Source organism: Pseudomonas asturiensis (assembly GCF_900143095.1).
GTDB lineage: Bacteria > Pseudomonadota > Gammaproteobacteria > Pseudomonadales > Pseudomonadaceae > Aquipseudomonas > Aquipseudomonas asturiensis.
On sequence record NZ_FRDA01000004.1, the window covers coordinates 94,240 to 119,819 of the forward strand.

The following is a 25,580-nucleotide window of genomic DNA, read 5'->3' on the forward strand; positions in this document are numbered from 1 at the left end:
TATCACTCTTCGATGTTGCCCATCGCGGTGGTGTTGAAGCCGCCGTCGACGTACATGATCTCACCGCTGATGCCCGAGGCCAGGTCGGAGCACAGGAACGCGCCTGCGTTGCCGACTTCGTCGATGGTCACGTTGCGACGCAACGGGGTCTGGGCTTCGTTGGCGGCCAGCATCTTGCGGAAGTTCTTGATGCCCGAGGCTGCCAGGGTGCGGATCGGACCTGCCGATACGGCGTTGACGCGCGTGCCTTCAGGACCGAGGCTGCCTGCCAGATAACGCACGCCGGCTTCCAGGCTGGCCTTGGCCATGCCCATCACGTTGTAGTTCGGCATGGTGCGCTCGGCACCCAGGTACGACAGGGTCAGCAGGCTGCCATTGCGGCCTTTCATCATTTCGCGGCCAGCCTTGGCCAGGGCCACGAAGCTGTAGGCGCTGATGTCGTGGGCAATGCGGAAGCCTTCACGGGTGGTGGCTTCGGTGAAGTCACCATCGAGCTGGTCGCCCGGCGCGAAGCCGACCGAGTGAACGATCACGTCCAGGCCGTCCCACTTCTTGCTCAGTTCTTCGAAGACCTTGTTGATCTCTTCGTCGCTGGCCACGTCGCAAGGGAAGCACAGTTCAGGGCCCGAGCCCCAGCCTGCGGCGAACTCTTCGACACGACCCTTGAGTTTGTCGTTCTGGTAGGTGAAAGCAAGCTCTGCACCTTCACGATGCATGGCGGCAGCAATGCCGGATGCGATGGACAGTTTACTGGCGACACCGACGATCAGGACGCGCTTACCGGCGAGAAAACCCATGTGTTGTTCCTCTTCAGGTTAATCGACAGCGACTGGTGCCAAAAAGGCGGCTTCCAGAAGCTGCTGTGTATAAGGATGTTGCGGTGCGGCAAAAACAGCCTGCGCCGCACCCTGTTCGACCACTTGGCCTTGCTTGACCACCATCAACTGGTGGCTCAGCGCTTTGACGACAGCCAGGTCATGGCTGATGAACAAATACGTCAGGTTGTACTTGGTTTGCAGCGAGCGAAGCAGTTCGACCACCTGGCGCTGCACTGTCCGGTCGAGTGCCGAAGTCGGCTCGTCCAGCAGAATCAGCGCCGGTTTTAGCACCAGTGCCCTTGCAATGGCGATCCTCTGGCGTTGGCCACCGGAGAACTCGTGGGGGTAGCGGTGCCGGGTTTCCGGATCCAGACCTACCTCTCTGAGTGCTTCGATGATCGCCGTCTCCTGTTCGGCAGCTGTCCCCATCTGGTGAATGCGCAGGCCCTCGCCAACGATATCACTCACCGACATTCGCGGGCTAAGGCTGCCAAACGGGTCCTGGAACACCACCTGCATCTGCCGGCGCAGCGGACGTATCTGCTGCTGAGACAGTGAGTCTAGCGCGTTGCCCTTGAACCGTATGGTGCCCTGGCTTGCGATCAGCCGAAGAATCGCCAGGCCCAGCGTCGACTTACCCGATCCACTTTCGCCCACGATCCCAAGCGTTTGCCCTTCCGGCAGGCTGAAGCGGATACCGTCGACTGCTTTGACGTGATCGACGGTGCGCTTGAGCAGGCCTTTCTTGATCGGGAACCAGACTTTCAGGTCCTCGACTTCAAGCAGTGGAGCGCCAGCGGGATTGGTCGAAGGACCGCCGCTGGGCTCGGCGCTGAGCAAAACTTTGGTGTACGGATGCTGTGGCGAGCGGAACAGTTCTTCGCACGATGCCTGTTCGACGATGCAACCGCGCTGCATGACACATACACGATTGGCTATTTGCCGAACAACGTTCAAATCGTGACTGATCAGCAGCAGCGCCATGCCCAGACGCGCCTGTAAATGCTTGAGCAATTCAAGGATTTTCAACTGCACGGTCACGTCAAGCGCAGTGGTCGGCTCATCGGCGATCAACAGCTCCGGCTCATTGGCCAGGGCCATGGCGATCATCACACGCTGGCGCTGGCCGCCTGACAGCTCGTGTGGCAGCGCCTTGAGGCGTTTGTGCGGCTCGGGTATGCCGACGAGTTCCAGCAGCTCCAGCGTGCGCTCAGTGGCCGCCTTGCCGGTCAGCCCCTTGTGCAGGCCGAGGACTTCGTTGATCTGTTTTTCTACCGAATGCAGCGGGTTCAGCGAGGTCATCGGCTCCTGAAAGATCATGGCGATGCGGTTGCCACGGATCGCGCGCAGCTTTTTTTCTTCGACCTTCAGCAGGTCGTCGCCCGCATAGCGGATGGTACCGCTGGGGTGGCTGGCGATAGGGTAGGGCAGCAGGCGCAGTATCGAGTGCGCGGTGACGGATTTGCCCGAGCCGCTTTCACCGACCAGCGCCAGGGTTTCGCCTCGGCGGATGTCGAAGCTGATGTTCTCGACCACCCGTTGACGCGAGTCGCCCGTCACGAACTCGACCGCCAGATCGCGGATTTCGATCAGATTGTCAGTGTTCATCTTATTTCCTTGGGTCGAAAGCATCGCGGGCGGACTCGCCGATAAACACCAGCAGGCTCAACATCAGGGCCAGCACCGCAAAGGCGCTGATGCCCAGCCAGGGTGCCTGCAGGTTGGATTTGCCCTGCGCCACCAGCTCGCCCAGCGAGGGCGACCCGGCAGGCAGGCCGAAGCCCAGGAAATCCAGCGCGGTCAGGGTGCCGATCGCGCCGGTGAGAATGAACGGCATGAACGTCATGGTCGACACCATGGCGTTGGGCAGGATGTGACGGAACATGATTGCGCCGTTCTCCATGCCCAGCGCCCGGGCCGCACGTACGTATTCCAGGTTGCGGCCCCGCAGAAACTCCGCGCGCACCACGTCCACCAGGCTCATCCAGGAAAACAGCAGCATGATGCCCAGCAGCCACCAGAAGTTGGGCTGCACGAAGCTGGCCAGAATGATCAGCAGGTACAGCACCGGGAGCCCCGACCAGACTTCCAGAAACCGCTGGCCCAGCAAATCGACCCAGCCGCCGTAGAAGCCCTGCAGCGCACCGGCTACCACGCCAATGATCGAGCTGAGGATTGTCAGGGTCAGGGCGAACAGCACCGAGATCCTGAAGCCGTAAATCACCCGCGCCAGCACATCGCGGCCCTGATCGTCCGTGCCCAGAAGGTTCTCCCGCGAAGGCGGGGCAGGGGCCGGGACTTTCAGGTCGTAGTTGATGCTCTGGTAGCTGAATGGGATCGGTGCCCACAAGGTCCAGCCATCTTTGGCAGCCAGCAGCTCCTTGATGTAGGGGCTCTTGTAATTGGCTTCCAGCGGGAATTCACCGCCGAACGTGGTTTCCGGATAGCGCTCGAACACCGGGAAGTACCATTGTCCGTCGTAACGCACAGCCAGCGGTTTGTCATTGGCGATGAGCTCGGCGCCCAGGCTCAGGCCGAACAGCAGCAGAAATAGCCACAGTGACCACCAGCCGCGCTTGTTGGCCTTGAAACGTTCGAAGCGGCGGCGATTGAGAGGAGACAGCTTCATATCAATGCTTCCTGCTTTCAAAGTCGATGCGCGGGTCTACCAGCGTGTAGGTGATGTCGCCGATCAGCTTCACCACCAGACCCAGCAGGGTAAATATGAACAGCGTGCCGAACACCACGGGGTAATCGCGGTTGATGGCCGCTTCAAAGCTCATCAGGCCCAGGCCGTCCAGAGAAAAGATCACTTCCACCAACAGTGAACCGGTGAAGAAGATACCCATGAAAGCGGCCGGGAAACCGGCAATCACCAGCAGCATCGCGTTGCGGAACACATGGCCGTACAGCACCTTGTGATTGCTCAGGCCTTTGGCTTTGGCGGTGGTGACGTACTGTTTGCTGATTTCGTCGAGAAAGCTGTTTTTGGTCAGCAGGGTCATGGTCGCGAAGTTACCGATCACCAGTGCTGTGACCGGCAGGACCAGGTGCCAGAAGTAGTCGAGTATCTTGCCCGCGGTGCTCAGTTCCTCGAAGTTGTTCGAGGTCAGCCCGCGTAGCGGGAACCAGTTGAAGTAGCTGCCGCCGGAAAACACCACGATCAGCAGGATCGCGAACAGAAACGCAGGTATTGCATAGCCGACGATGATGGCCGAACTGGTCCAGACGTCGAAGTGGCTACCGTGGCGGGTGGCCTTGGCGATGCCCAGCGGGATCGACACCAGGTACATGATCAGGGTGCTCCACAGCCCGAGGGAAATGGACACCGGCATCTTTTCGACGATCAGGTCGATGACCTTGGCATCACGGAAGAAGCTGTCGCCGAAGTCCAGCGTGGCGTAATTCTTGATCATGATCCACAGGCGTTCGGGTGCTGATTTGTCGAAGCCGTACATGCGCTCGATTTCCTTGACCAGCGCAGGGTCCAGTCCTTGAGCGCCCCGGTAGTTGGAGCCTGCCACCGAGACCTCCGCACCACCGCCGGCAATGCGGCTGGTAGCACCGTCGAAGCCTTCGATCTTGGCGATCATCTGCTCCACAGGCCCACCGGGGGCCGCCTGGATGATGATGAAGTTGATGATCAGGATGCCGAACAGGGTCGGAATGATCAGCAGCAGCCGTCGCAGAATATAAGCCAGCATCTTATTGCTCCGTGCTCGCCGGGGCGGCCTGGTCAGGGGCGGGTTGGCCTGGCACCACGGGTTTGGCGTCGGGCTTTACCCACCAGGTCATCAGGCCGACATCCGACAGCGCCTTGGCTTGCGGGTGGCCGAGGTGGTTCCAGTACGCGACGCGCCAGGTCTTGATGTGCCAGTTGGGAACGACATAGAAACCCCACAGCAACACGCGGTCCAGCGCCTTGGTGTAGGTGATCAGGTTTTGCCGGGAGTCGGCGTTGATCAGGCCGCTCACCAGCGCATCGATTGCCGGATCCTTGAGGCCGATGACATTTCGGCTGCCGGGGTTGTCGGCGCTGGACGAGTCGAAGTACACACGCTGCTCGTTACCGGGCGAGCTGGACTGCGGAAAGCTGCTCACGATCATGTCGTAGTCACGCGAACGCAGGCGGTTGATGTATTGCGACACGTCGGCGCGGCGGATGACCAGCTCGATGCCCAGATCGCTCAAGTTGCGCTTGTACGGCAGCAGGATACGTTCGAACTCGGTCTGGGCGATCAGGAACTCCAGTTTGACCGGCTTGCCCTGAGTGTCGACCATCTTGTCATCGACGATTTTCCAGCCGGCCTCCTGCAACAGCTGAAACGCACGGCGCTGCTGTGGACGAATCATGCCACTGCCATCGGTGACCGGCAGCGTGAAGGCTTCGGTGAACACCCGGTCCGGAATTTTGCCGCGCAGAGGCTCCAGAATTTTCAGTTCTTCTGGCGAAGGCAGGCCGCTGGAAGCCATTTCCGAATTGTCGAAGTAACTTTTCGTGCGGCTGTAGGAGCCGTTGAACAACTGTTTGTTGGTCCACTCGAAATCCAGCAGCAGGGTCAGTGCCTCGCGTACGCGAGCGTCCTGGAACACCGGTTTGCGCAGGTTGAGGATAAAGCCCTGCATGCCGGTGGGGTTGCCGTTCGGAAGTTCTTCCTGGATGAGTCGTCCGGCCTTGACCGCAGGTGTGTTGTACGCCGTGGCCCAGTTCTTGGCGCTGGTTTCCAGCCAGTAATCGAATTGCCCGGCTTTCACAGCTTCCAGTGCCACGGTGTTGTCGCGGTAGTAATCGGTGGTCAGCACGTCGAAGTTGTAAAAGCCTTTGTTGATCGGTAGGTCCTTGGCCCAGTAGTCCTTGACCCGTTCGTAGCGCACCGAGCGTCCGGCTTTTACGTCAACGACCTTGTAGGGACCACTGCCCAGCGGGAAATCCAGATTACCCTTGTCGAATTCGCGAGTGGCCCAGAAATGCTTGGGCAATACCGGCAATTGTCCGAGGATCAGGGGCATCTCGCGGCTGCCCTTGTGTTTGAACCTGAACAGCACGCGCAACGGATCTTCGACCACAACCTGATCGACATCAGCGTAGTAGCCTTTATACATAGGCGAGCCGTACTCCATCAGCGTCTTGAAGCTGAACTCCACGTCTTCGGCGCGAATAGGGTGACCGTCGTGGAAGCGCGCCTCGGGGCGCAGGTAAAAGCGCACCCAGCTGTTATCGGGGGCTTTTTCGATCTTGCCTGCGACCAGTCCGTACTCACTGAACGGTTCGTCGAGGCTGGCACGGGCAAGGGTGTCATAGATCAGGCCGATGTCATCTGCCGGCACGCCTTTGTTGATGAACGGGTTAAGGCTGTCAAATCCACCGAAACCGGCCTGGCGCAGCGTGCCACCTTTAGGGGCGTCCGGATTCACGTAGTCGAAATGTTTGAAATCAGCCGGGTATTTGGGCGCTTCGTCGTACAGCGTCACGGCATGCTGAGGCGCAGCCTGTACCGAGCAGGCCAGGCTTGCCAACAGCAGGGCGGCTGTTCGCAGGCGCAGGGAGTGCAGAGGATTCATCGGGACTTCTCCAGAGACTTGAGCCACCACGCGCGCAGCCCCAGGGTGTAGGGCGGGGTGGTGACCATGGCGAATCGATTGCGATACGCAAGGCGATGATTGTTCAGGTACCAGTTGGGAATGCTGTAATGCTGTGACAGCAGGACGCGGTCCAGTGCCCTGGCAGTGGCAACTTGTTCGTCGCGGGTCTGGGCGGCCAGCAGTTTGTTGAGCAGGCCGTCGACCACCGGGTTGGCGACACCGGCGTAATTCTTGCTGCCGTTGATCGCGGCCTGGCTCGAATGAAAATACTGCCACTGCTCAAGACCGGGGCTGAGTGTCTGTTGCAGGGTCATGAGAATCATGTCGAAGTCGAAGCGGTCCAGACGCTGCTTGTATTGCGCCCGGTCCACGGTGCGCAGGCCTGCGTTGATGCCCAGGCGTCGCAGGTCCTCGATATAGGGCAACAGGATGCGTTCCAGACCGGGATTGACCAGCAGGATCTCGAAGCGCAGCGGCTGATTGTCGGCATTGAGCAGGCCTCTGTCGGTCAGCTTCCAGCCCGCACTGCCCAGCAGCGACAACGCCCTGCGCAGGGTTTCGCGCGGTATGCCGCCACCATCGGTCTTCGACGTGGTGAACGGCTGAGTAAACAGGCTGGGCGGCAGTTGGTCGCGGTAGGGTGCCAGCGCCAGCCATTCCCCTCCGGTCGGTAGCCCGGTCGCGGAAAATTCACTGTTCGGGTAGTAACTGGTCGAGCGTGCGTAGGCGTCGCTGAACAGCGTACGGTTGGTCCATTCAAAGTTGAACAGCAGCCCCAGTGCTTCGCGTACCCGGACGTCTGAAAAGGCCGCGCGTCGGGTGTTCATGAACAACCCCTGGGTCTGGGTCGGAATCCGGTGAGGTATCTGCGCCTTGATCACCGTGCCGTTGGCGACGGCGGGAAAGTTGTAGCCATTGGCCCAGTTCTTGGCCTGATGCTCGATGTAGATATCGAATTCACCGGCCTTGAACGCTTCGAACGCCACGTCGCTGTCGCGATAGAACTCCACGTCGACACGGTCGAAATTGTATTTGCCGCGGTTGACCGGCAGGTCCTTGCCCCAGTAATCCTTGACCCGTTCGAACACCAGTTGGCGTCCGGGCTGAACCCGGGTGATGCGATACGGACCACTGCCCAGTGGCGGTTCGAAGGTCGTGGCCTTGAAGTCGCGGTCTTTCCAGTAATGCTGCGGCAGCACGGGCAGTTCGCCCAGGCGCAAAATCAGCAGTGGATTGCCGGCCCGTTTGAACACGAAACGAATGCGGTGCCGGTCGAGAATGTCGACACGCTGCACTTCCTGCAGAGCGGTGCGGTACTGCGGGTGCCCGTCCTTGAGCAGCGTGCGATAGGAGAATGCCACGTCATAGGCAGTGATCGGCTTGCCATCATGAAAGCGTGCCTGAGGCCTGATGTTGAACACCACCCAGCTGCGGTCTTCGCTGTACTCCACCGACTGGGCGATCAGGCCGTAACTGGAGGTCGGCTCATCACCGGACGGGTCGTACTGCCCTGTTCCGACCATGAGTGGTTCGTTCAGCTCGTTGACGCCGTATTGCAGGAAATTTCCGGTCGATACCGGGCTTGTACCTTTAAAGGTGTAGGGGTTGAGCGTGTCGAACGTGCCAAACGCCATCATTCTCAAGGTGCCACCTTTCGGCGCCTCGGGATTGACCCAGTCGAAGTGAGTGAAGCTGGCCGGGTACTTGAGGACACCAAACTGCGCATAACCATGACTTTCGGTGATGGCTGCGTTGGCGTAGAAGCTCAAGGCCAGACTGACGGTTAGCAGGAAGGGACGTATCACGATCCAGGCGACTTGGGCTTTCGGGTCGCTAACAGTAACAGCTTGTCCCGACAGGAAAAAGACTGGAGAGGGATGCCTGCCAATGCAGTGCATGGGCAGGCTCAATGTGGCGTTCGCCGGGCACGCAGCCGGCTTTTGTCAATGCGGCAGATAGACCGTCAGGGTCTGGCCCGGCTTGAGTGCCTGGCCCGAGCGTGGATTCCAGCGCTTGAGATGTTGCATCTCGACGTTAAAGCGCTTGGCGACCAGATACATCGAGTCACCTTTCTGAATCTTGTACTGCATGGGCTTCTTGTCGCCATCCTTGTTGCTTGCACTGGCGACGGTCTTGCTGGCGGCTTTGCTGTTGTCCTGCATGACCAGGGTCTGGCCGATCTTGAGCTTCTTGCCGGACAGCTTGTTCCAGCGCTGCAGGTCCTCCACATCGACCTTGTTGGCCTGGGCGATGGTGGTGAGGTTATCGCCGTTTCTTACTTTATAAGTGCGGCTGCGGGCTGGCTTCTCGTTGCTGGCCAGTGATTCGAACACCGGCTGGGACGTGTTCAGCCCCGGCTTGACCGGAATGCTCAACGACTGACCGACTTTCAAGCGATTGCCAGCCAGCTTGTTGTTGCCCTTGAGCGAGCTGACGGTGACCTGGTAGCGGCTTGCGAGGCTTTCGAGGGTGTCGCCACGCCGAACACGATAAGGCTGCCAGGCGACCAGCTCTTCCTGCTTCATGGTCGACAGGCTGGCGGTCAGCAACTGAGCCTTGGATGTGGGTACCAGCAAATGCTGGGGTCCGTCGATGGTCAGGCGTTTCTTGAAGGCCGGATTGAGCTGGATCAGCTCGTCTTCGTCGATGTCGGCGGCGCTGGCCACTTTGGACAGATCGACACGCTTGTTGAGCTCGACGACTTCGAAATAGGGTTCGTTGGCGATCGGGTTCAGGTTGACGCCGTAGGCTTCCGGCGATAGAACCACCTGCGACAGCGCCAGCAGTTTAGGCACGTAGTCACGGGTTTCCTGCGGCAATGGCAGGTTCCAGTAATCGGTAGGCAGGTTGAGCTTGTCGTTGCGCTCGATGGCGCGGCTGACCGTGCCTTCACCTGCGTTGTATGCCGCCAGTGCCAGCAGCCAGTCGCCGTTGAACATGTCGTGCAGGCGTGTCAGGTAATCCAGCGCGGCCACGGTCGACGCCTGGATATCACGACGCCCGTCATAGAAATTGGTCTGGCGCAGATTGAAATAGCGGCCGGTCGAGGGAATGAACTGCCAGAGGCCAACAGCCTGGCTGCGCGAGACGGCCATCGGGTTGTAGGCGCTTTCGATCACCGGGAGCAGGGCCAGCTCCAGCGGCATGTTACGTTCTTCGAGGCGCTCGACAATGTAGTGCATGTAGAGACTGCCGCGCTCGCCAGCGTTTTCCAGAAAGGAAGGGTTGTTGGCGAACCACAGGCGCTGCTGGTCGATACGAGGGTTTTGATCATTGCCCTGTTGCAGTTGAAAGCCCTGGCGCATGCGCTCCCAGACGTCCTGCGGCGGTGCCAGCGGCGTCACGGACTTGTGAGTCAGGAAAATGGGTTTCTGCTTGATGCCGGCCGCCAGGTTTGGCGCGCGGTGACTGCTGGCCGGCTCGATCTGGGCGGAAGTCTGGCAACCTGCCAGTATCGCGCTCGCGGCTACGGCGATGGCTTGGGCCAACCGAGTCAATGCGTCCGAATTTACAGGCTTGCTTATAGATGACGACATTGTTCGGGGGGTACATCCAGGCGAAAATGTCGGGCGATTCTAGAAAGCAGCCTGCCGCTGGTCAACCTTTCAGAATTTTATTGCGATTTGATGGTCGCCTCAGAACCTGTCTTTCCACGCCCTCAGGCTGGCAAAAACCTCACTCTGCGAGGTGTTTTGCTGTTCGCTCCGTTCGTCCGCTTTTTCTTTAACGGATGTTTCATGGGTGCGAAGGAACGGGTTGGTGCGTTTTTCCAGCGCCAGATTGGAAGGCAAGGTGATGCGATTTTCGTCTCGCAGTTGAATCACTTGAGCCAGTCGTTCGGCAATGTCCTGATTGTCCGGCTCGACGGCCTGGGCAAACCGCAGATTGCTCAGGGTGTATTCATGGGCGCAATAGACCAGCGTACTGTCCGGCAGCGCCGCCAGGCGACTGAGAGAGGCGTACATCTGGTCAGGTGTACCTTCGAACAGTCTGCCGCAGCCCGCCGCGAACAGGGTGTCGCCACTGAACAGCAATGGAGCGCGGGCGTCATCATGGTAGAAGGCGATATGGCCCAGCGTGTGGCCGGGAACTTCGTGAACCGAAAAATCCAGTCCCAGAACCGTTAACCGGTCGTGATCGACCAGTGCTACGTCGCGGGCAGGGATGTTTTCCGCTTTCGGGCCCAGAACCCGTGCTCCGCTGACCTGCTTGAGTTCGACGACACCGCCCACATGATCATTGTGATGGTGAGTGATCAAAATGTCGGTGAGGCGATAATCGGGGTGACGGGCCAGCCAGCCCAGCACGGGCGCTGCGTCTCCCGGATCGACCACGGCGCAGCATTGGGTCGAAAGGTCTTGTAACAACCAGATGTAGTTGTCATTGAAAGCGGGCAGGGCGTGGATCTGTATCATGGCGCAGTTCGCATCGCGGAGAACAATGGTGCATCTTAGAGTCTGTTGCCGTGGTATGCGAGCACCTCTGGAGGAGAACTCATGACCGATGAAGCGTTCGCTCAGGCCGATCCTGAGTGGCTTGCGTTGATCCGCGCCGCTCGCCAATGGCTGTCCGGCCCGCTGGGCCAGCTTCTGCTCGATGAGGAACGCCGTGTTCTGGAAGACGAGCTCGGCCGGTATTTTGGTGGCTATCTGGTGCATTACGGGCCGTCGGCAGAAAGCCCTCCCGTGGCTCAGCAGGTGCAGCGCAACGTCCGGTTGGGGGCGCCATTGCCCGGTGTGGAAATCGTCTGTGAAGAACAGGCCTGGCCATTGAGTGAACACGCCGCTGACGTGGTGGTACTGCAACATGGCCTGGATTTCTGCCTTTCGCCCCATGGCCTGCTGCGTGAAGCGGCCAGCAGCGTGCGGCCGGGCGGGCACTTGCTGATCATCGGCATCAATCCCTGGAGCGCCTGGGGCGTGCGCCACGTCTTCGCCCGCGATGCCTTGCGCAAGGCGCGCTGTATCTCGCCTTCGCGGGTCGCCGACTGGCTCAACCTGCTGGGCTTCGCGCTGGAGAAACGCCGCTTCGGGTGCTATCGTCCGCCCCTTGCTTCGGCGGCATGGCAGTCACGGCTGATAGGGCTGGAAAGCCTGGGTGAGGGGCGTCAGAGTCCCGGTGGCGGCTTTTATCTTCTGGTGGCGCGCAAGCTGGTGGTTGGCCTCAGGCCATTGCGCCAGGTGCGTCGCGAACCGATGGGCAAGCTGATTCCGCTGCCCATGGCCAAGGTCAGTCGTACCTCTCAGGACACCTGACGTGTGCTCATGCCAAACAAGCCCATCATTCTGGAAAGGTTGTAATGAGCGATAGCGTTGAACTCTTCACTGACGGCGCCTGCAAGGGCAACCCGGGCCCCGGCGGCTGGGGCGCGTTGCTGGTCTGCAAGGGCGTCGAAAAAGAGCTGTGGGGCGGCGAAGCCAATACCACCAATAACCGTATGGAGCTGACCGGCGCCATACGCGGCCTGGAAGAACTCAAGCGCCCGTGTGAAGTGACATTGGTCACCGACTCGCAATATGTGATGAAAGGCATCACCGAGTGGATGGTCAACTGGAAAAAGCGCGGCTGGAAGACGGCGGCCAAGGAACCGGTCAAAAATGCCGACCTCTGGCAGCAACTGGACGAGCAGGTCAGCCGACACACCGTAAAGTGGCAGTGGGTACGCGGTCATATCGGCCATCCCGGCAACGAGCGTGCCGACCAGTTGGCCAATCGGGGCGTCGATGAGGTTCGCGGTATCAAGCACGGCTAGCCTGTCGGCAGGCTGGCAGCGGCCGCGACATGGTAGTATCGCGGCCTGTAAATGAGGCAGCAGTTCATGGCATTGCAAAACACAGACAACAGATCGATCGTACTCGATACCGAAACCACGGGCATGCCGGTGACCGACGGGCACCGCATCATCGAGATCGGTTGTGTCGAGCTGATCGGTCGTCGCCTGACCGGGCGGCATTTTCACGTTTACCTGCAACCCGACCGCGAGAGCGACGAAGGCGCGATCGGCGTGCACGGTATCACCAACGAGTTTCTGGTCGGCAAACCGCGCTTTGCCGAAGTCGCCGATGAATTTTTCGAGTTCATCAAGGGTGCTCAGCTGATCATCCATAACGCGGCGTTCGACGTTGGTTTCATCAACAACGAATTTGCCTTGATGGGTGCCCAGGACAAGGCCGACATCACGCAGCACTGTTCGGTGCTCGACACCCTGATGATGGCCCGCGAGCGGCATCCGGGGCAGCGCAACAGCCTTGATGCACTCTGCAAGCGCTATGGCGTAGACAACTCAGGTCGTGAGTTGCACGGTGCCTTGCTCGACTCCGAGATTCTGGCTGACGTCTATCTGGCGATGACCGGCGGGCAGACCAGTCTGTCGCTGGCGGGCAATGCCTCCGACGGCAACGGTTCGGAGGGCGGTTCGAACAATCGTGGCAGTGAAATTCGCCGTCTGCCTGCTGATCGCACCCCTTGCCGCGTCATTCATGCCAGTGAAAGTGAACTGGCCGAGCACGAAGTACGTATGTCTACAATCGCCAAGGCATCCGGCGCGCCTGCGCTGTGGGTGCAATTGCTGGAGGCTCAGGCCCAGGCTTCTTCCTGACAGAAACCCGCAAAGTGGTGACATGACTGTGGCAAATCCGGCTGTGAGCATCCGCGTCGCGGACGAGTGCTTCGAAGACTACATCCTCAATAGCGAATTCACATTTACCGTTCGTGGTTACGCAACGCCGAAGGTGGGTGAGAGTGTGGAGTCGTGGCAGGTTGATCCGGTCGAACCCTACCGCAAGAATTACGGTATCGATTCACAGGAGTTCAGTCATTACCGCGATTCCCCCGGCAGCTCGGTGCTGGTCGCCTGGCTGGACGGGCGTGCAGTCGGTCATATGGTGCTCAGTACCCACTGGAGCGGCTATGCCTATGTGGACGAACTGGCGGTGGATGAGTCTGCACGCCGCCACGGCGTCGCGCGTTCGCTGCTCGACGTTGCCGGGTTCTGGAGTCGCAAGCGCAACCTGCCCGGCATCATGCTGGAAACCCAGAACAACAATCTTGCGGCCTGCAGGTTGTATGAGCGCTGTGGGTTCGTGGTGGGCGGGGTGGATCACATGCGTTATCGAGGCATTGACCCGCAGACCCGCGAATCGGCGATCTTCTGGTACCTGATCTTTCCCAAGCCCTGATTCAGGGCCAGGAACCAGGCATGGGGCTATCGGTTACTTACTTCGCCAGGCGGGTCATCTTCACGCCGGACTGCACCAGCTCGAAATCGTCTCCGCCCAAATGCTTGACCCGGTCGCCGATAGCCAGTCGATAAGTGACCACAGGCTGATTGCCCTGCGCCTCATCGGGCTGTGATTCATGGAATTCATGCACTGGGTAGATACGACCTTCCGCATCTCTGGCATGAAATTGTCCGACGAGAACTGAAGCCATTTGCTTTGAAACCTCTGAAGCTGAAGATAACCGCTGGTTTACGAATTCATCGAGGGGTGTAGACCACTGATTTATAGGGGAGTTTACCGGGCGCAAAAAAATAGTCAGCACATGTGTCCGGGTGCAATGGAATAAAAGCGTATTCGGTTCGTCTAAGACCGGTACGTGATCTATACCTAACCCTTCCTTGAATCAGATAACGGATATTTTCATGAGCCAGGTCCACTCCATCGCCGTATTGGTTGGCAGTCTGCGAAAAGAGTCCATCAACCGCAAAATCGCGCTGGCCCTCGCAGGGCTCGCTCCCGATACGTTGAAGTTGAATATCGTCGAGATCGGCAATCTGCCGTTGTACAACGAAGACATTGATGGCGAGTCGCCCCCGCCAGCGTACACCGCGTTTCGCGAGCAGCTCGCTGCGGCCGATGGCTTTCTCTTCGTGACACCGGAGTATAACCGTTCGGTGCCGGGTGCCTTGAAGAACGCAATCGATGTGGGCTCGCGTCCCTATGGCAAGAGCGCTTTCAGTGGCAAGCCCGGCGCGGTCATCAGCGCATCGCCCGGTGCGATCGGCGGGTTCGCTGCGAACCATCACCTGCGTCAGTCACTGGTCTTTCTGGACGTACCGTGCCTGCAACAGCCCGAGGCTTATCTGGGCAACGCGGCCACCTTTTTTGACGACGCCGGTGTGCTCTCCGAGAAGCCCCGCCCGTTCTTGCAGACGTTCATCGACCAATTTGCCGCGTGGGTTGATAAGAACAGAAAGGTTTCGGCGGGCTGAGCCGAGCGCCGCTGGCTTTCAGGTGCTGGACTCTACGTGGTGTACACGAGTATTCCGATCGGACTTGCGCACGAGCAGGTTTTAAACGCAGCCCTACCGAGCACCGCCACTTTTCGTACAGGACCTGACATTTCGCAATAGATTGTTTTATGTAACGCAGCTGTTTTTTGCCCGATCAATAAGCTGTTTCCTTTTGTCCTCGCCCACGCTCGGCAACGCAGCGTGAGCGAGGATCGACCCAAGGAAATGGTTCATGTCCACATTACATCCCTATTTTTTCAGTGAGTCTCTGAAGTCGCAGTTTGCCCAGGACATCCGGGACGCGATCGGCGAGGCGCGGATCAGCAGTCTTCAGGGAGCGTGGCTGCAACGGCTGGTACCTGCCGTTGCAGCCGACGAAACGCCTGATGATTCATCCCGTCCCAGAGTCGACCGGCTTGTCAGGGACGACGGTGTTGATCTGGGTGCCGAGCTGACTGGAGCACTGCTCATCAGCGATCCGGATGACGATCACGCCCCTGTATTTCTCAATACCTTGTTGTCAGGTCTGGAGCGCTTCGACAGCCGGAGCTCGCTGTTCGATGCGCTGAAACAGCGATTTGAAGAGATTCGTCCCGATTCGATCGAAGTGGACGCAGAGCATGTGGAAACCCTCGTGTTCGAGACCCGTGCGCGGCTGATCATGCGTCAGCAGGCCGATCATCTCGAAAACCTGACCAGGCAACTGCACCGACTTCCCGGCTTGCAGAGCGCACTCGGCAAGGCATTGAGCGCCAGCCTGCTGGAAAAGATTCCTGAAACTCAAATCGACGTCTTCAGCCATCCGGTGCAATTGATCAATGCAGAATCTCCTGCGAATGTGATCGGAACCGAGCGTTTCGTTGACGTTGCGTTGGACGAGTATGTCTCCCAAGCGCTTCCCACCGGATTGAAGCGGCAGTATCTGGACCTCCAGGGGAATATTCTGTCAGGGCCACAGCTGTTGTCCTGCACGCAGGCACTGTCGCAGGCAAAGGCGGCGACAGGCGCATGGTACGAACAACTGCTGACGGACTATTGGGCATCCACGCGACGTGACGGGCGAACCGTTCATGCTTTCTTCGTTCAGGCGCTGGAAGAGTCCTTTCGTCAGCACTTGCTGTCGGGCCGCAGCGATGGGTCTCTGACCGAGGGTGAGTTCGCTCGTTTGCGCCGTCTGCTGCCTTGGGCCGGCGACGGGGCCGAATCAGAACCGATCAGGGTCAGGCGTTTGTCGGTGTCTGGCGCCGGGCAGGGCCCTGTCAAATTGATCGGCCTGTTCCTGATCGAGTTCGATACGGCCGCCCCCTCCGGTGTCTACCTCTATTCCTCGCTTGGAGGATTCAGCCGTTTCGTTGACTCAAGTCGGATAGCCACGCATTTTTCCACCCACCAGGGTCGATCCGATTTGCGATTTTTTTCATCCTTGAACGATCACACCTTGCTTGATGTACAAGGACCACTCGAACTGCACACCGAGACGATCACCGAACCGTTTTTTTGCGTGTACCTTGACTCGATCATCGCCTTGCAAAAACGCAGTCTGCGCCACGTTGCAGGGCTGCAACCGATCGGTCGTGAACAAACCCCTGTCCGGTTCGACGACTCGATAGACATCCGGCTTCTCGTGGACGCCCGCCTGCTGGGCTTGCATGACCTCGGGCGCTGGCACCTCGGTGAGACCACGTTCGAACAGATCTGGGGAACCCCTGTTGCTGTGCCCGCTGTCACGTTTGACTCATCAGGCACATGGGCCGGGAAACTTGAACAACTGGAAAAGCTGTTTAAGCGCATGTCGTTGTTGCGCCCTGGGGTGGACGGCTGCATGAGAAATGCGCTGAACCGCTATTTTGTGCTTATCAGCGGCCCTCGTCTGGATGCGCGTACGCTGTGGCTGACACCGGGCTCTGGCAACAAGACATCGATTGCGCTGCTTTCCTGGGCTCTCGGTCGGGTGTGCGGGCATGCTCAGGCGGGATATGCCGATGCACTTGTCATGCATGGAGACAGGGCACCCAGTGCGTACTCGTTCGAGCCCCGCCTGCCGAGGGCGCTGCTCGAAGAAATACTGACATGCGTGCTGCCTGATTTTGCCGAGCGTTTCGAACGTCAGATCGTCGAGTTCTATACGCGCCAGGCACGCTACCTGAACACGTGCCTGCAGCCTGGGATGGGCATGGTACTTGTTCGAGAGTATGCCCTGCGCCTTGAGCTCACGATGGAACAGCATCAAGGTAATCTCCCCGGCCCGGTAATCGAAAGCATCAAACAGGTTCTGGACAGGCCGTTTCCAGGCTTGAGAGAACCGCTGGGCGACAAATGCATGGATGCCCAGGCTGTTTCGATCCGGTATGAGGGACTTGAAAGAGGCATCGTGCTTCCCAATACCTTCGTGTTGTGCAAACCGCAGAAGATCGAAAAGCCTGTCATGTGGCGGCTAGGCAACGGGTTCAAATGCTTTGATTCCGTTCAGGAACTGGAGAGCTGGGTATCTCTTGAGTTCATCGGCGAAGATTCTGCTCATATGTTGAACCTTATGTCAGAGCCTGACAGCCAACTGGTGAGCGAGTACCTGAGCCGGGAGGCCAAGCCTGATATCAAGGTAACGCTGAACAGGATTGAAGGGCATTTCATCGAGGCGCTTCAGGTCCTCGAGATCGAGCGTCAGCAGCTGACATCGGCGAGCTTTTACAAACGGGCAGTCGAGCGGCGTTCCGATGCCGAGCTTTTTCGCCACCTGATGAGCAACGTAGAGCGTGACGACAGTAACCGCCATGTCCTGAACCATCTAGGAACCGTGATTCAGCGCGTTATCTACAAGACAACTGTGCCTGAATGGATAAACGAGGCTTCTGCGTCAGAGCAAATCGCACTCGTTGATGTACTGCAGCGTTTCTACGTGACCTGCGTCATGCAGAAGGATTTCCTGTTCGACATTCCCAGTCTTTATGAATATGCCCAGGAACAACTGGACAAGAAGCTCGCGCGTGATTTCCCCCACCACCCGGTCGACCCAGACCGGGTCGTTGTCACGTTGACGCATTACACCGTTCCGCTCATCCCTGTCGGTGAGGTGCCTCAGGTGCTGCCCGCCGCTACAGAGCTGGTGTCTCAAAACCTGGTCGAGTTCTCGGCGAATCGTTTCATGGCGAGACAGGACGGGAGCATCAGCCTGACGACCAATAACGGTGAGCCGTTGCCTGCGTCTTTCACGGCGGCGTACGTTCGGGAGATGGTGAGCACACTGGATGTGGCGGCAGGCTACCGTCAGTTGCTGGCATCGACCCTGGTCAAGACTGATCCCGCCTATGCCGAGCGACAAAAGCTGTTTGCTGAACAGGTGCCAGCGCTGGATCTGTTCAGGGCCATGTCCTTCAAGCTCAGGAAGGAGCTGTCCGAGGATGCCTACCTGTTCGTGGAGGCTGTGCTGAACATGCCCGATGGTATTGCCCGATTGCCGGTCGGAAACCGCAAGGTTGAGCTGAGCCCATTACGTCTGTTGCCTGCCAGCGAAGGCTGGGACCCGACCACCGTCATCAATACGTATTTGATTTTTCCAGATCAGGCTGACGCTGGGCCGTGGGTGCTTTACGCACCTTTACATGGCGATTTTGTCTTGAAGGAATACCCTGACCGCAAGGCACTGCTGACCGACATCCGAACGTCCGACAGCTTGCAGGAATTTATCCTTGATCGCATTGATCCGCAGATGCGCAAGGTCTATGACAATGGCGGCTTCATGGAGCCGCACCTGCCGTTCAGCGTAGAGTCTTCTTTTGATCTGCCTGTTGAACGTCCGCAGCCGGTCATGCTGGATATTCATGCTTACGAAGGCAACGCGCTGCAGTTTATGTTTGAAGGTACGCAGCAATCTCTGACACTGCAGGTACGGCAGCAGAGCGTGACCAATACCGAGTTGCGACATACCGCGACACGCTATGTGATCGGGCTTCTTGTCGAGCAAACAATGGCGCTGCTGCCGGGCCGTCTTGGAGCGCTGGTGGGTATCTGGCAGAGCCGGGACTTGCTCAAGCAGTCTGCGATTTCGGCAGGCGAGCAACACTGGGGTGAGGCATTCGCGCAATTACTGGCTGGCGTGAGCATGTTGATCACCTCAGGAATGGGCTTGCAGAGCAACGGTGCGCAGCCAGGTGAAGGTAGCCAGGAGACGTCGACCGTCGCGACGGCGGATGAAACCCTGGACGATAAGCTTGCCAAGGTTGATGACAGGATCGAAGACCCTCAAGACGTACCGCCCTTTCCCGAGTTCTCCTGGGCCAACAACTCAATGACGCAAGAGGTTCGGGAGCGCCTGCGTCGCTTCGAGGTCCGCGGCATAGCCCTCAATTCATTGCACAAGGACGAGCAGTTCAATACCTACAACGACCCGGTAAGCGGCAGGAAATACGCTGCCATTGACGGCAAGGCCTATGAGCTGAGGTCCGATCAGGACGGTTGGTACATTGCCAGCAACGAGATGGCCGGGCCCCCCGTTGTGATGGACAGTACCCAGCACTGGAAGCTGGATCTGCAGACCGGGCTCAAGGGCGGCGGCGGTGTGCTGACCCGTATCAAGAGCAGCCAGGTGGACAGGGCCGTTGACGGTTTCATTGCCGTCGATTCGAGTGGCATGCCAGATATCCGCCGAAATTTTCGTGGCATGGCAATGGAGATCGAGCAAGGACACAATCAGGCACAGCGTTATCTGGAGAACTGCCTGGACAACCTTCGTCTGCGCTTGCCCGATGAATCCATGGATCCGCGCGTGCAAAAAATCCTGGCTGATTATTTTGCGACACCAGTGTCTGATGTGCGGTCCCATGAGCCTGTTCGATATGCCGTGACAAAGCTCTACGACGCATTGATGGACCCGTCTCTGTCACCCGTGGACTCGCCGCGCTACGTGGTCGGGGTCAATCGACAAGGGCAGGAGACATGTGCGTTCATCTTCGATTGGGACCCCCAGAAAAGAATCTTCCTGACCGAGCAATTCTTTCGTACACCGCATTACCGGTTGAAGCTCAGGGCCCAGCGCGCGGCAAATTTTGATTTTGGTGCTCATTATCGTGCATGCATCCTGATCCACGAGCTGTCCCATCTGGTGCTGAAGACTGAAGATGTCGCGTACATTGATGCTCAGGCGCCCTATGTCGATCTGCTGGAAGAAACGCCAGGGTATCGGCTGCGCCTTCGCAATCAGCAGATTGCGTTGCAGCAGAAAGCCCTGTCGTACAACACCGACCGCAGCAAGCTGTTCAAGCAGATGGAAAACGGGATGTGGCGTGATCTGAAGCGGTCTGATGGCGATGGCAAGAAGGTCATTCTGCGTATTACAGGCAAGAAGACCCTGGATGAAGCGCGCGATGTGTTCTATTCCGACATCGAGAAGCGCATCAGCATCATGCTCAGTAATGCGGATTCGGTGGCATTACTGGCGACGTTGCTGGGAAGAGAGCGGTTCAGGCCCGCTGGAAAAACCCCGGCATCTTCAAATGTCGGGGCCAGTGGCTCAAACCAGGTAGTGCCGTAGTTCCCGAGCGATGAGCAGGCGCTGGATCTCGCTGGAACCTTCATAGATCTGGGTGATGCGGGCATCCCGGTAGTAACGTTCTACCGGGTAGTCTTCCAGATAGCCGTAGCCACCATGAATCTGTATCGCCTTGGAGCAGACCCACTCGGCCATTTCCGAAGCGAATAGCTTGGCTTGTGACGCCTCTGACAGACACGGCTGCCCAGCACTGCGCAGACGGGCAGCGTGCAGGATCAGCAAGCGGGTGGCGTTGATGCGCGTGTGCATGTCGGCCAGCAGGTTGGCAATGCTCTGGTGTTCGATGATCGGCTTGTCGAACTGCACGCGCTCTCGGGCATACGCCAGCGCTGCTTCGAACGCTGCACGGGCGATGCCCAACGCCTGAGCGGCGATACCGATACGGCCACCTTCCAGGTTGGACAGCGCAATGGCGAGGCCTTTGCCGCGCTCACCGAGCAGGTTGGCAGCCGGAATGCGGCAGTTGTTGAGTGTGACTGCGCAGGTGTCCGAGGCGCGGATGCCCATCTTGTGTTCACTGCGGTCCACCACGAAGCCCGGGTTTTCGGTAGGCACCAGAAACGCCGACAGGCCTTTCTTGCCCAGTTCTGGATCGGTTACGGCAAACACGATCGCCAGTTTTGCCCGCTTGCCATTGCTGACGAACTGCTTGGCGCCATTGATGACCCATTCATCGCCTTGCAACTCGGCGCGGGTGCGCAGGTTATGCGCCTCGGAGCCTGCGTGGGGTTCTGTCAGGCAGAAACAGCCGATGGCCTGGCCGGTGGCGAGTTTTTCCAGCCAGGTGTGTTTCTGTTCATCGCTGCCATAGTTGAGAATCGGTCCGCAGCCCACCGAGCTGTGGACGCTCATCAGCGTGCCGGTGGCGGCATCGGCTGCTGATATTTCTTCGACCGCGAGGGCATAGGCGACGTAATCAATGTAAGTGCCGCCCCATTGCTCGGGTACCACCATGCCCAGCAGGCCCAGCTCACCTAGCTTGCCGACCAGTGCGTCGTCAATCCAGCCGGCCTTTTCCCAGGTCTGTGCGTGCGGAGCGATTTCGTTGCGGGCAAAGTCGCGTGCCATGTCGCGAATCATGATCTGTTCTTCGCTCAATTCCAGGTCGTGCATGACTCAGGTCTCCTGGCCGCTGAAAAAACCTTCGACGTGCGCTGCGCTGACATCCTCTGCGCTGTCGTGTTTCCATCGCGGCTTCTTGTCTTTATCGATGATAAGGGCGCGTATGCCTTCAATCAGATCACCGCGCTCGAACCACTGACGGTCCAGGTGCAGTTCCATCGCGAAGCAGGCGTGCAGTGAAAGGTGTCGACCCCGGCGCAGCATCTCCAGTGTCACGGCCATCGCCAGTGGCGAGTGACCTTGCATGCGTTTTACGGTGTCCAGCGCCCATTGACGGGTATCGCCGATGGTCACTTCCTGCAGTTGCTCAAGGATGCTCGGGATATCGGGCAGGCCGAAAAAATGGTCGATGGCGGGGCGCAGCAGTTCCAGAGGCGGGCTGGGCAGGCGCTGGGTGCCGAGCTTGGCCATCGCACCTTGCAGGTCCTTGAGCGGCGTCGATTTCCATTTCAGGTGATCGAGCATGTGATCGAGACGCGGCAGCATGTCGCTGTTCATCGACCAGTCGGCCAGCCCGCAATACAACGCATCGGCCGCGCCTATCTGGCTGCCGGTCACACCGAGCCATGTGCCCAGCTCGCCCGGCAGGCGTGACAGAAAGTAGCTGCCGCCGACATCTGGGAAATACCCGATGGCCACTTCCGGCATGCCCAGTCGAGTGCGTTCGGTGACCACGCGCAGGTCAGCCCCTTGAATCAGGCCCATGCCGCCGCCCAGCGCAAGGCCATCGGCCAGCGCCATCACCGGCTTGCGGTAACCATGAATTGTCAGGTCCAGGGCGTATTCTTCGACAAAGAAAGCCTCATGCAGGTCCAGCCCGTTCTGGTGGCTTTCATAAAGCGCGCGGATGTCACCGCCTGCGCAAAAGGCCTTGGTACCTGCGCCGCGCAGCACAACGGCGTAAACGTTCTCGTCGTCAGCCCAGGCGTCCAGCTGGTGTTTGAGCGTGCGCACCATCTCCAGATCGAGGGCGTTGAGCCCTGCGGGACGATTGAGCGTCAGGTGACCGATGTGATTGCGTACTTCGACCAGAATCGCGCCCCGGTTTGCAGGTCGTTGGACCGAAAGGACGGATGAAGCCTGTGAACTCATTCTGAACTCCTTGTTCGTTTTCGCTTTCTTCTTGTCTGTACCTGGCCCCGCAGCAGATCCTAGCAGTGCAAATGTGCAAAGCAAAACTGCGTTTAAGCATAGGTTAAGGTTTCAAATGGCCATCATTTAGGCCTGTCGTGCCCGCAATGAGCTTTAATGGCTCATGCTTCAGCGCGAATCATCAGGCCGTTCATGAGTATTCTGACTGCCGTTAATGTCACACAAGGGAATTGCTCAAGCCCTTTGAAAATGAGCCCTATGAACTGCCTTTTATGACTGACTTTTAATGAGCGACAAATACGCCCCGCGCGAATGGGCGCCTCACGAGCGTCCCACCATGCCGGGCTCGCCTTCGACGCCTTTGCATTCCAACGCCCGGCGCTGGGCTTTCGCGCTGGTCGGTGTGATTGTGGCGCTCACGGGCGGGCTGGGTAATGCCTTGGTGATTGCCAACCTGCCGTACTTGCAGGGCGCATTGGGCGCGACATCACAGGACATCGCCTGGCTACCGGCCGCGTACATCATGACCAATGTGTCGATGAACCTGCTGTTGGTGAAGTTTCGCCAGCAGTTCGGCCTGCGGGCGTTTACCGAGCTGTTTCTGGTGTTGTACGCACTGGTGACGCTGGCGCATCTGTTCGTCAATGATATTGATTCGGCCATCGCCGTGCGGGCAGCCCACGGCATGGTCGGCGCTGCCCTCAGCACGCTGGGCCTGTACTACATGATTCAGGCGTTTCCGCAGAAATGGCGAATGAAGGCACTGGTGCTCGGCCTGGGCACTGCGCAGTTGGCTACACCGCTGGCGCGTCTGGTTTCCGAGGACCTGCTGCAGATTGCCCAGTGGCGCGGCCTTTACCTGTTCGAACTGGGCATGGCGCTGCTGTCGCTGGGTTGCGTACTGATGCTCAAGCTGCCGCCGGGCGATCGTTTCAAAGCGTTCGAAAAACTCGACTTCCTGACCTTCGGCCTGCTTGCGACAGGGTTCGCATTACTGTGCGCCGTGCTGTCGCTGGGACGCATAGAGTGGTGGCTTGAAGCGCCGTGGATCGGTATTGCTTCGGCGGCGTCCATTGCGCTGATCTGCGCAGGGTTAGCCATCGAACACAACCGTAGCAACCCGTTGCTGATCACCCGCTGGCTAGGCAGTGGTTCGATATTGCGATTGGCGCTGGCGGTGATTCTGTTTCGTATTGTCTTGTCCGAACAGTCGGTGGGCGCTGTCGGTTTTCTTCAGGCCCTGAACATGGGCAGTCAGCAACTGCACACCCTTTATCTGGTGATGCTGTTGGGCAGCGTCGCCGGGCTTGCAGTCAGCGCCTTGACGATCAACCCTGCGCACTTGATCAAACCTTTGCTGATCTCACTGGCCATGATGGCGGTCGGTGCGTGGATGGACAGTCATTCGACCAACCTGACCCGCCAGTCGAACATGTATGTGAGCCAGTTTCTGCTGGCCTTCGGCGGCACCTTTTTCCTGGGGCCAACGCTGGTGCTGGGCATCAGTGGTGTCCTGGCCAACCCGCGCAACATGGTGAGCTTTTCGGTTCTGTTCGGGATCACCCAGAACATTGGCGGCCTGATCGGGTCTGCTGCTCTGGGTACGTTTCAGATCGTGCGCGAGAAGTTTCACTCCAGCCACATCGTCGAACACCTGACCCTGATCAATCCGTTGGTGCAGTCGCGCCTGCAAAGCTACAGCGCCAGTTACGCTTCGGTGATCGCCGATCCGGCCCAACGCAATGCGCAGGGTATTCGTGCCATGGCCACGGCGGCCACGCGAGAGGCGAACGTGCTGGCTTACAACGATGTATTCATGTTGATCGCGCTGATTGCCGTACTGACCATGGTCTGGATCTCGTTCCGGGTCATCTGGCTGAAAATGACTACTCAACCTCAGGCGCTGGCCCCTGTTGCACCTGCTGCTGCGCCTTCCGTATCACCGACCGGCGTTCAACCTTCATGACCGAATCGAGCACTCCAACTCCAACCCCTGATGCCGAGCGCAACTCAACTGCGAGCAGCGAAACCGTGAAGCGCACTGACGGGCCGGCTCCCGCACCGCTGAAGTCCCCGGTCACCACCCGCCCCAGTTCAAGGCGCAAGCGTGTTATCTCCTCGGTACTGTTTGGTGCGGTGGCGCTGGCCGGTGTGCTGGTGGTGCTGTATGCATGGCAGTTGCCTCCCTTCACCAGCCCGATTCAGAGTACCGAAAACGCGCAGGTCCGTGGCCAGACCACGTTGATCGGCCCGCAACTGAGCGGCTATGTGTACGAGGTGCCGGTGCAGGACTTCCAGTTCGTCAAGGCAGGTGACCTGCTGGTGCGGCTGGATGATCGTATCTATCGACAGCGCCTGGATCAGGCACTGGCCCAACTGGACGTGCAAAAGGCTTCTCTGGCCAACAACCTGCAACAGCGCCATAGCGCCGAGGCGACCATCGCCCAGCGTGAGGCGCAGTTGCAGAACACCATTGCGCAGAGTCGCAAAAGTGCTGCTGACCTTCGGCGCAATCAGGCGCTGGTTACCGATGGGTCAGTGTCCAAAAGTGAGCTGGATGTGACGCGTGCTGCGGACGCGCAGGCGAACGCTGCGGTTGCCGAAGCCAAAGCAACCTTGCAGATCGCCCGCGAAGACCTGCAAACGGTGATCGTCAACCGGGGTTCACTGCAGGCTTCGGTCGCCAACGCCGAGGCTGCCATTCAATTGGCACGGATCGACCTGGATAACACGCGCATCGTGGCTCCCCGTGACGGGCAGTTGGGGCAGATCGGCGTGCGTCTGGGGGCGTACGTCAATTCCGGGGCGCAGTTGATGGCGCTGGTGCCGGAGCGGCGCTGGATTATTGCCAACCTGAAGGAGACCCAGATGGCCGATGTGCGCCTGGGGCAATCAGTCAGCTTTACCGTCGATGCGCTGGACAATTACAGAATGCACGGCCGGGTACAGCGCATCTCGCCTGCTACAGGCTCGGAGTTCAGCCTGCTGCCTGCCGACAACGCCACGGGCAACTTCGTGAAGATTTCCCAACGTATTCCTGTGCGGATCGTGGTCGACGATGACCAGCCGATGCTGGAGCGACTGAGGCCGGGAATGTCGGTGGTGGTGAGCATCGACACCCGCACCGATGGCGACGTGCCGCCGGATCCGACGGTGCCTTAGTTGTTATCAGGCGGACCGGTGGGTA

19 protein-coding genes are annotated in these 25,580 nt (G+C 59.0%); 8 read left to right on the forward strand and 11 right to left on the reverse strand.

Annotated features, from left to right (window positions below; all coding sequences use genetic code 11):
* Nucleotides 1–2 precede the first annotated feature (2 nt).
* From fabI to gloB, 8 genes are all read right to left on the reverse strand, one after another.
* Nucleotides 3–797: an enoyl-ACP reductase FabI gene (fabI, locus tag BUB69_RS08465; protein ID WP_024687900.1), complete on the reverse strand. Its 795-nt coding sequence runs from the start codon at nucleotides 795–797 to the stop codon at nucleotides 3–5.
* 18 nt (nucleotides 798–815) lie between these two features.
* Nucleotides 816–2,426 carry an ABC transporter ATP-binding protein gene (locus BUB69_RS08470; protein WP_073164580.1) on the reverse strand — a complete coding sequence of 537 codons (1,611 nt, stop codon included), beginning with the start codon at nucleotides 2,424–2,426 and terminating at the stop codon, nucleotides 816–818.
* A gap of 1 nt (nucleotide 2,427) precedes the next feature.
* The gene (locus BUB69_RS08475) at nucleotides 2,428–3,447 is read right to left on the reverse strand and encodes an ABC transporter permease (protein WP_024694813.1); all 1,020 of its coding nucleotides are present in this window, start codon (nucleotides 3,445–3,447) and stop codon (nucleotides 2,428–2,430) included.
* Nucleotide 3,448: 1 nt separating this feature from the next.
* A complete protein-coding gene (locus BUB69_RS08480; RefSeq protein ID WP_073164583.1) occupies nucleotides 3,449–4,522 on the reverse strand; it encodes a microcin C ABC transporter permease YejB in 1,074 nt (357 codons plus the stop codon).
* Between the two features lies 1 nt (nucleotide 4,523).
* Nucleotides 4,524–6,380, reverse strand: coding sequence for an extracellular solute-binding protein (locus BUB69_RS08485; protein ID WP_073164586.1), 1,857 nt, complete (start codon nucleotides 6,378–6,380; stop codon nucleotides 4,524–4,526).
* A complete protein-coding gene (locus BUB69_RS08490; RefSeq protein WP_073164589.1) occupies nucleotides 6,377–8,206 on the reverse strand; it encodes an extracellular solute-binding protein in 1,830 nt (609 codons plus the stop codon). The genes BUB69_RS08485 and BUB69_RS08490 overlap by 4 nt, the downstream gene beginning before the upstream one ends.
* 138 nt (nucleotides 8,207–8,344) lie before the next feature.
* On the reverse strand, nucleotides 8,345–9,937 hold the full coding sequence (locus tag BUB69_RS08495; RefSeq protein WP_073164593.1) for a LysM peptidoglycan-binding domain-containing protein: 1,593 nt from the start codon (nucleotides 9,935–9,937) through the stop codon (nucleotides 8,345–8,347).
* Between the two features lie 99 nt (nucleotides 9,938–10,036).
* Nucleotides 10,037–10,816: a hydroxyacylglutathione hydrolase gene (gene gloB, locus BUB69_RS08500; protein WP_073164597.1), complete on the reverse strand. Its 780-nt coding sequence runs from the start codon at nucleotides 10,814–10,816 to the stop codon at nucleotides 10,037–10,039.
* Nucleotides 10,817–10,897: 81 nt separating this feature from the next.
* On the opposite strand from gloB, the gene BUB69_RS08505 reads away from it, so the two are divergent.
* The 4 genes from BUB69_RS08505 (at nucleotide 10,898) to BUB69_RS08520 (ending at nucleotide 13,579) form a co-directional block, all read left to right on the forward strand.
* Nucleotides 10,898–11,656 carry a methyltransferase domain-containing protein gene (locus BUB69_RS08505; protein ID WP_073164600.1) on the forward strand — a complete coding sequence of 253 codons (759 nt, stop codon included), beginning with the start codon at nucleotides 10,898–10,900 and terminating at the stop codon, nucleotides 11,654–11,656.
* Nucleotides 11,657–11,700: 44 nt separating this feature from the next.
* Nucleotides 11,701–12,153, forward strand: a complete 453-nt coding sequence (gene rnhA, locus BUB69_RS08510; RefSeq protein WP_004883928.1) for a ribonuclease HI — start codon at nucleotides 11,701–11,703, stop codon at nucleotides 12,151–12,153.
* A 66-nt stretch (nucleotides 12,154–12,219) separates the two neighbouring features.
* Nucleotides 12,220–12,999, forward strand: a complete 780-nt coding sequence (gene dnaQ / locus BUB69_RS08515; RefSeq protein ID WP_073164603.1) for a DNA polymerase III subunit epsilon — start codon at nucleotides 12,220–12,222, stop codon at nucleotides 12,997–12,999.
* A gap of 22 nt (nucleotides 13,000–13,021) precedes the next feature.
* Nucleotides 13,022–13,579, forward strand: coding sequence for a GNAT family N-acetyltransferase (locus tag BUB69_RS08520; protein ID WP_073164606.1), 558 nt, complete (start codon nucleotides 13,022–13,024; stop codon nucleotides 13,577–13,579).
* Between the two features lie 37 nt (nucleotides 13,580–13,616).
* Here the strand turns inward: BUB69_RS08520 and BUB69_RS08525 are convergent, their stop codons facing one another.
* Nucleotides 13,617–13,832, reverse strand: a complete 216-nt coding sequence (locus tag BUB69_RS08525) for a hypothetical protein (protein ID WP_073164609.1) — start codon at nucleotides 13,830–13,832, stop codon at nucleotides 13,617–13,619.
* 211 nt (nucleotides 13,833–14,043) lie between these two features.
* Here BUB69_RS08525 and BUB69_RS08530 point away from each other — a divergent pair, with 211 nt between their 5' ends.
* Together BUB69_RS08530 and BUB69_RS08535 are read left to right on the forward strand one after the other, a co-directional pair.
* Nucleotides 14,044–14,613 (forward strand): NADPH-dependent FMN reductase, encoded by a 570-nt coding sequence (locus BUB69_RS08530; protein ID WP_073164614.1) that lies wholly within the window; start codon nucleotides 14,044–14,046, stop codon nucleotides 14,611–14,613.
* 253 nt (nucleotides 14,614–14,866) lie between these two features.
* Nucleotides 14,867–20,161 carry a dermonecrotic toxin domain-containing protein gene (locus BUB69_RS08535; RefSeq protein ID WP_073164617.1) on the forward strand — a complete coding sequence of 1,765 codons (5,295 nt, stop codon included), beginning with the start codon at nucleotides 14,867–14,869 and terminating at the stop codon, nucleotides 20,159–20,161.
* Here the strand turns inward: BUB69_RS08535 and BUB69_RS08540 are convergent.
* A complete protein-coding gene (locus BUB69_RS08540) occupies nucleotides 20,141–21,292 on the reverse strand; it encodes an acyl-CoA dehydrogenase family protein (protein ID WP_073164621.1) in 1,152 nt (383 codons plus the stop codon). The genes BUB69_RS08535 and BUB69_RS08540 overlap by 21 nt on opposite strands.
* A gap of 3 nt (nucleotides 21,293–21,295) precedes the next feature.
* Nucleotides 21,296–22,393 (reverse strand): enoyl-CoA hydratase/isomerase family protein, encoded by a 1,098-nt coding sequence (locus BUB69_RS08545; protein WP_073164625.1) that lies wholly within the window; start codon nucleotides 22,391–22,393, stop codon nucleotides 21,296–21,298.
* A 286-nt stretch (nucleotides 22,394–22,679) separates the two neighbouring features.
* Between BUB69_RS08545 and BUB69_RS08550 the strand changes: the two genes are divergently transcribed.
* Nucleotides 22,680–24,359, forward strand: coding sequence for an MFS transporter (locus BUB69_RS08550; RefSeq protein WP_073164630.1), 1,680 nt, complete (start codon nucleotides 22,680–22,682; stop codon nucleotides 24,357–24,359).
* Nucleotides 24,356–25,555 carry an HlyD family secretion protein gene (locus BUB69_RS08555; RefSeq protein WP_073164633.1) on the forward strand — a complete coding sequence of 400 codons (1,200 nt, stop codon included), beginning with the start codon at nucleotides 24,356–24,358 and terminating at the stop codon, nucleotides 25,553–25,555. Before BUB69_RS08550 ends, BUB69_RS08555 begins: the two co-directional genes overlap by 4 nt.
* Nucleotides 25,556–25,580: the final 25 nt, after the last annotated feature.

Excerpts from the sequence above, each read along its gene's own strand:
- fabI (WP_024687900.1), bottom strand. The coding sequence starts at position 797 with ATGGGTTTTCTCGCCGGTAAGCGCGTCCTGATCGTCGGTGTCGCCAGT.
- BUB69_RS08470 (WP_073164580.1), bottom strand. The coding sequence starts at position 2,426 with ATGAACACTGACAATCTGATCGAAATCCGCGATCTGGCGGTCGAGTTC.
- BUB69_RS08475 (WP_024694813.1), bottom strand. The coding sequence starts at position 3,447 with ATGAAGCTGTCTCCTCTCAATCGCCGCCGCTTCGAACGTTTCAAGGCC.
- BUB69_RS08480 (WP_073164583.1), bottom strand. The coding sequence starts at position 4,522 with ATGCTGGCTTATATTCTGCGACGGCTGCTGCTGATCATTCCGACCCTG.
- BUB69_RS08485 (WP_073164586.1), bottom strand. The coding sequence starts at position 6,380 with ATGAATCCTCTGCACTCCCTGCGCCTGCGAACAGCCGCCCTGCTGTTG.
- BUB69_RS08495 (WP_073164593.1), bottom strand. The coding sequence starts at position 9,937 with ATGTCGTCATCTATAAGCAAGCCTGTAAATTCGGACGCATTGACTCGG.
- gloB (WP_073164597.1), bottom strand. The coding sequence starts at position 10,816 with ATGATACAGATCCACGCCCTGCCCGCTTTCAATGACAACTACATCTGG.
- BUB69_RS08505 (WP_073164600.1), top strand. The coding sequence starts at position 10,898 with ATGACCGATGAAGCGTTCGCTCAGGCCGATCCTGAGTGGCTTGCGTTG.
- rnhA (WP_004883928.1), top strand. The coding sequence starts at position 11,701 with ATGAGCGATAGCGTTGAACTCTTCACTGACGGCGCCTGCAAGGGCAAC.
- dnaQ (WP_073164603.1), top strand. The coding sequence starts at position 12,220 with ATGGCATTGCAAAACACAGACAACAGATCGATCGTACTCGATACCGAA.
- BUB69_RS08520 (WP_073164606.1), top strand. The coding sequence starts at position 13,022 with ATGACTGTGGCAAATCCGGCTGTGAGCATCCGCGTCGCGGACGAGTGC.
- BUB69_RS08525 (WP_073164609.1), bottom strand. The coding sequence starts at position 13,832 with ATGGCTTCAGTTCTCGTCGGACAATTTCATGCCAGAGATGCGGAAGGT.
- BUB69_RS08530 (WP_073164614.1), top strand. The coding sequence starts at position 14,044 with ATGAGCCAGGTCCACTCCATCGCCGTATTGGTTGGCAGTCTGCGAAAA.
- BUB69_RS08535 (WP_073164617.1), top strand. The coding sequence starts at position 14,867 with ATGTCCACATTACATCCCTATTTTTTCAGTGAGTCTCTGAAGTCGCAG.
- BUB69_RS08540 (WP_073164621.1), bottom strand. The coding sequence starts at position 21,292 with ATGCACGACCTGGAATTGAGCGAAGAACAGATCATGATTCGCGACATG.
- BUB69_RS08545 (WP_073164625.1), bottom strand. The coding sequence starts at position 22,393 with ATGAGTTCACAGGCTTCATCCGTCCTTTCGGTCCAACGACCTGCAAAC.
- BUB69_RS08550 (WP_073164630.1), top strand. The coding sequence starts at position 22,680 with ATGAGCGACAAATACGCCCCGCGCGAATGGGCGCCTCACGAGCGTCCC.
- BUB69_RS08555 (WP_073164633.1), top strand. The coding sequence starts at position 24,356 with ATGACCGAATCGAGCACTCCAACTCCAACCCCTGATGCCGAGCGCAAC.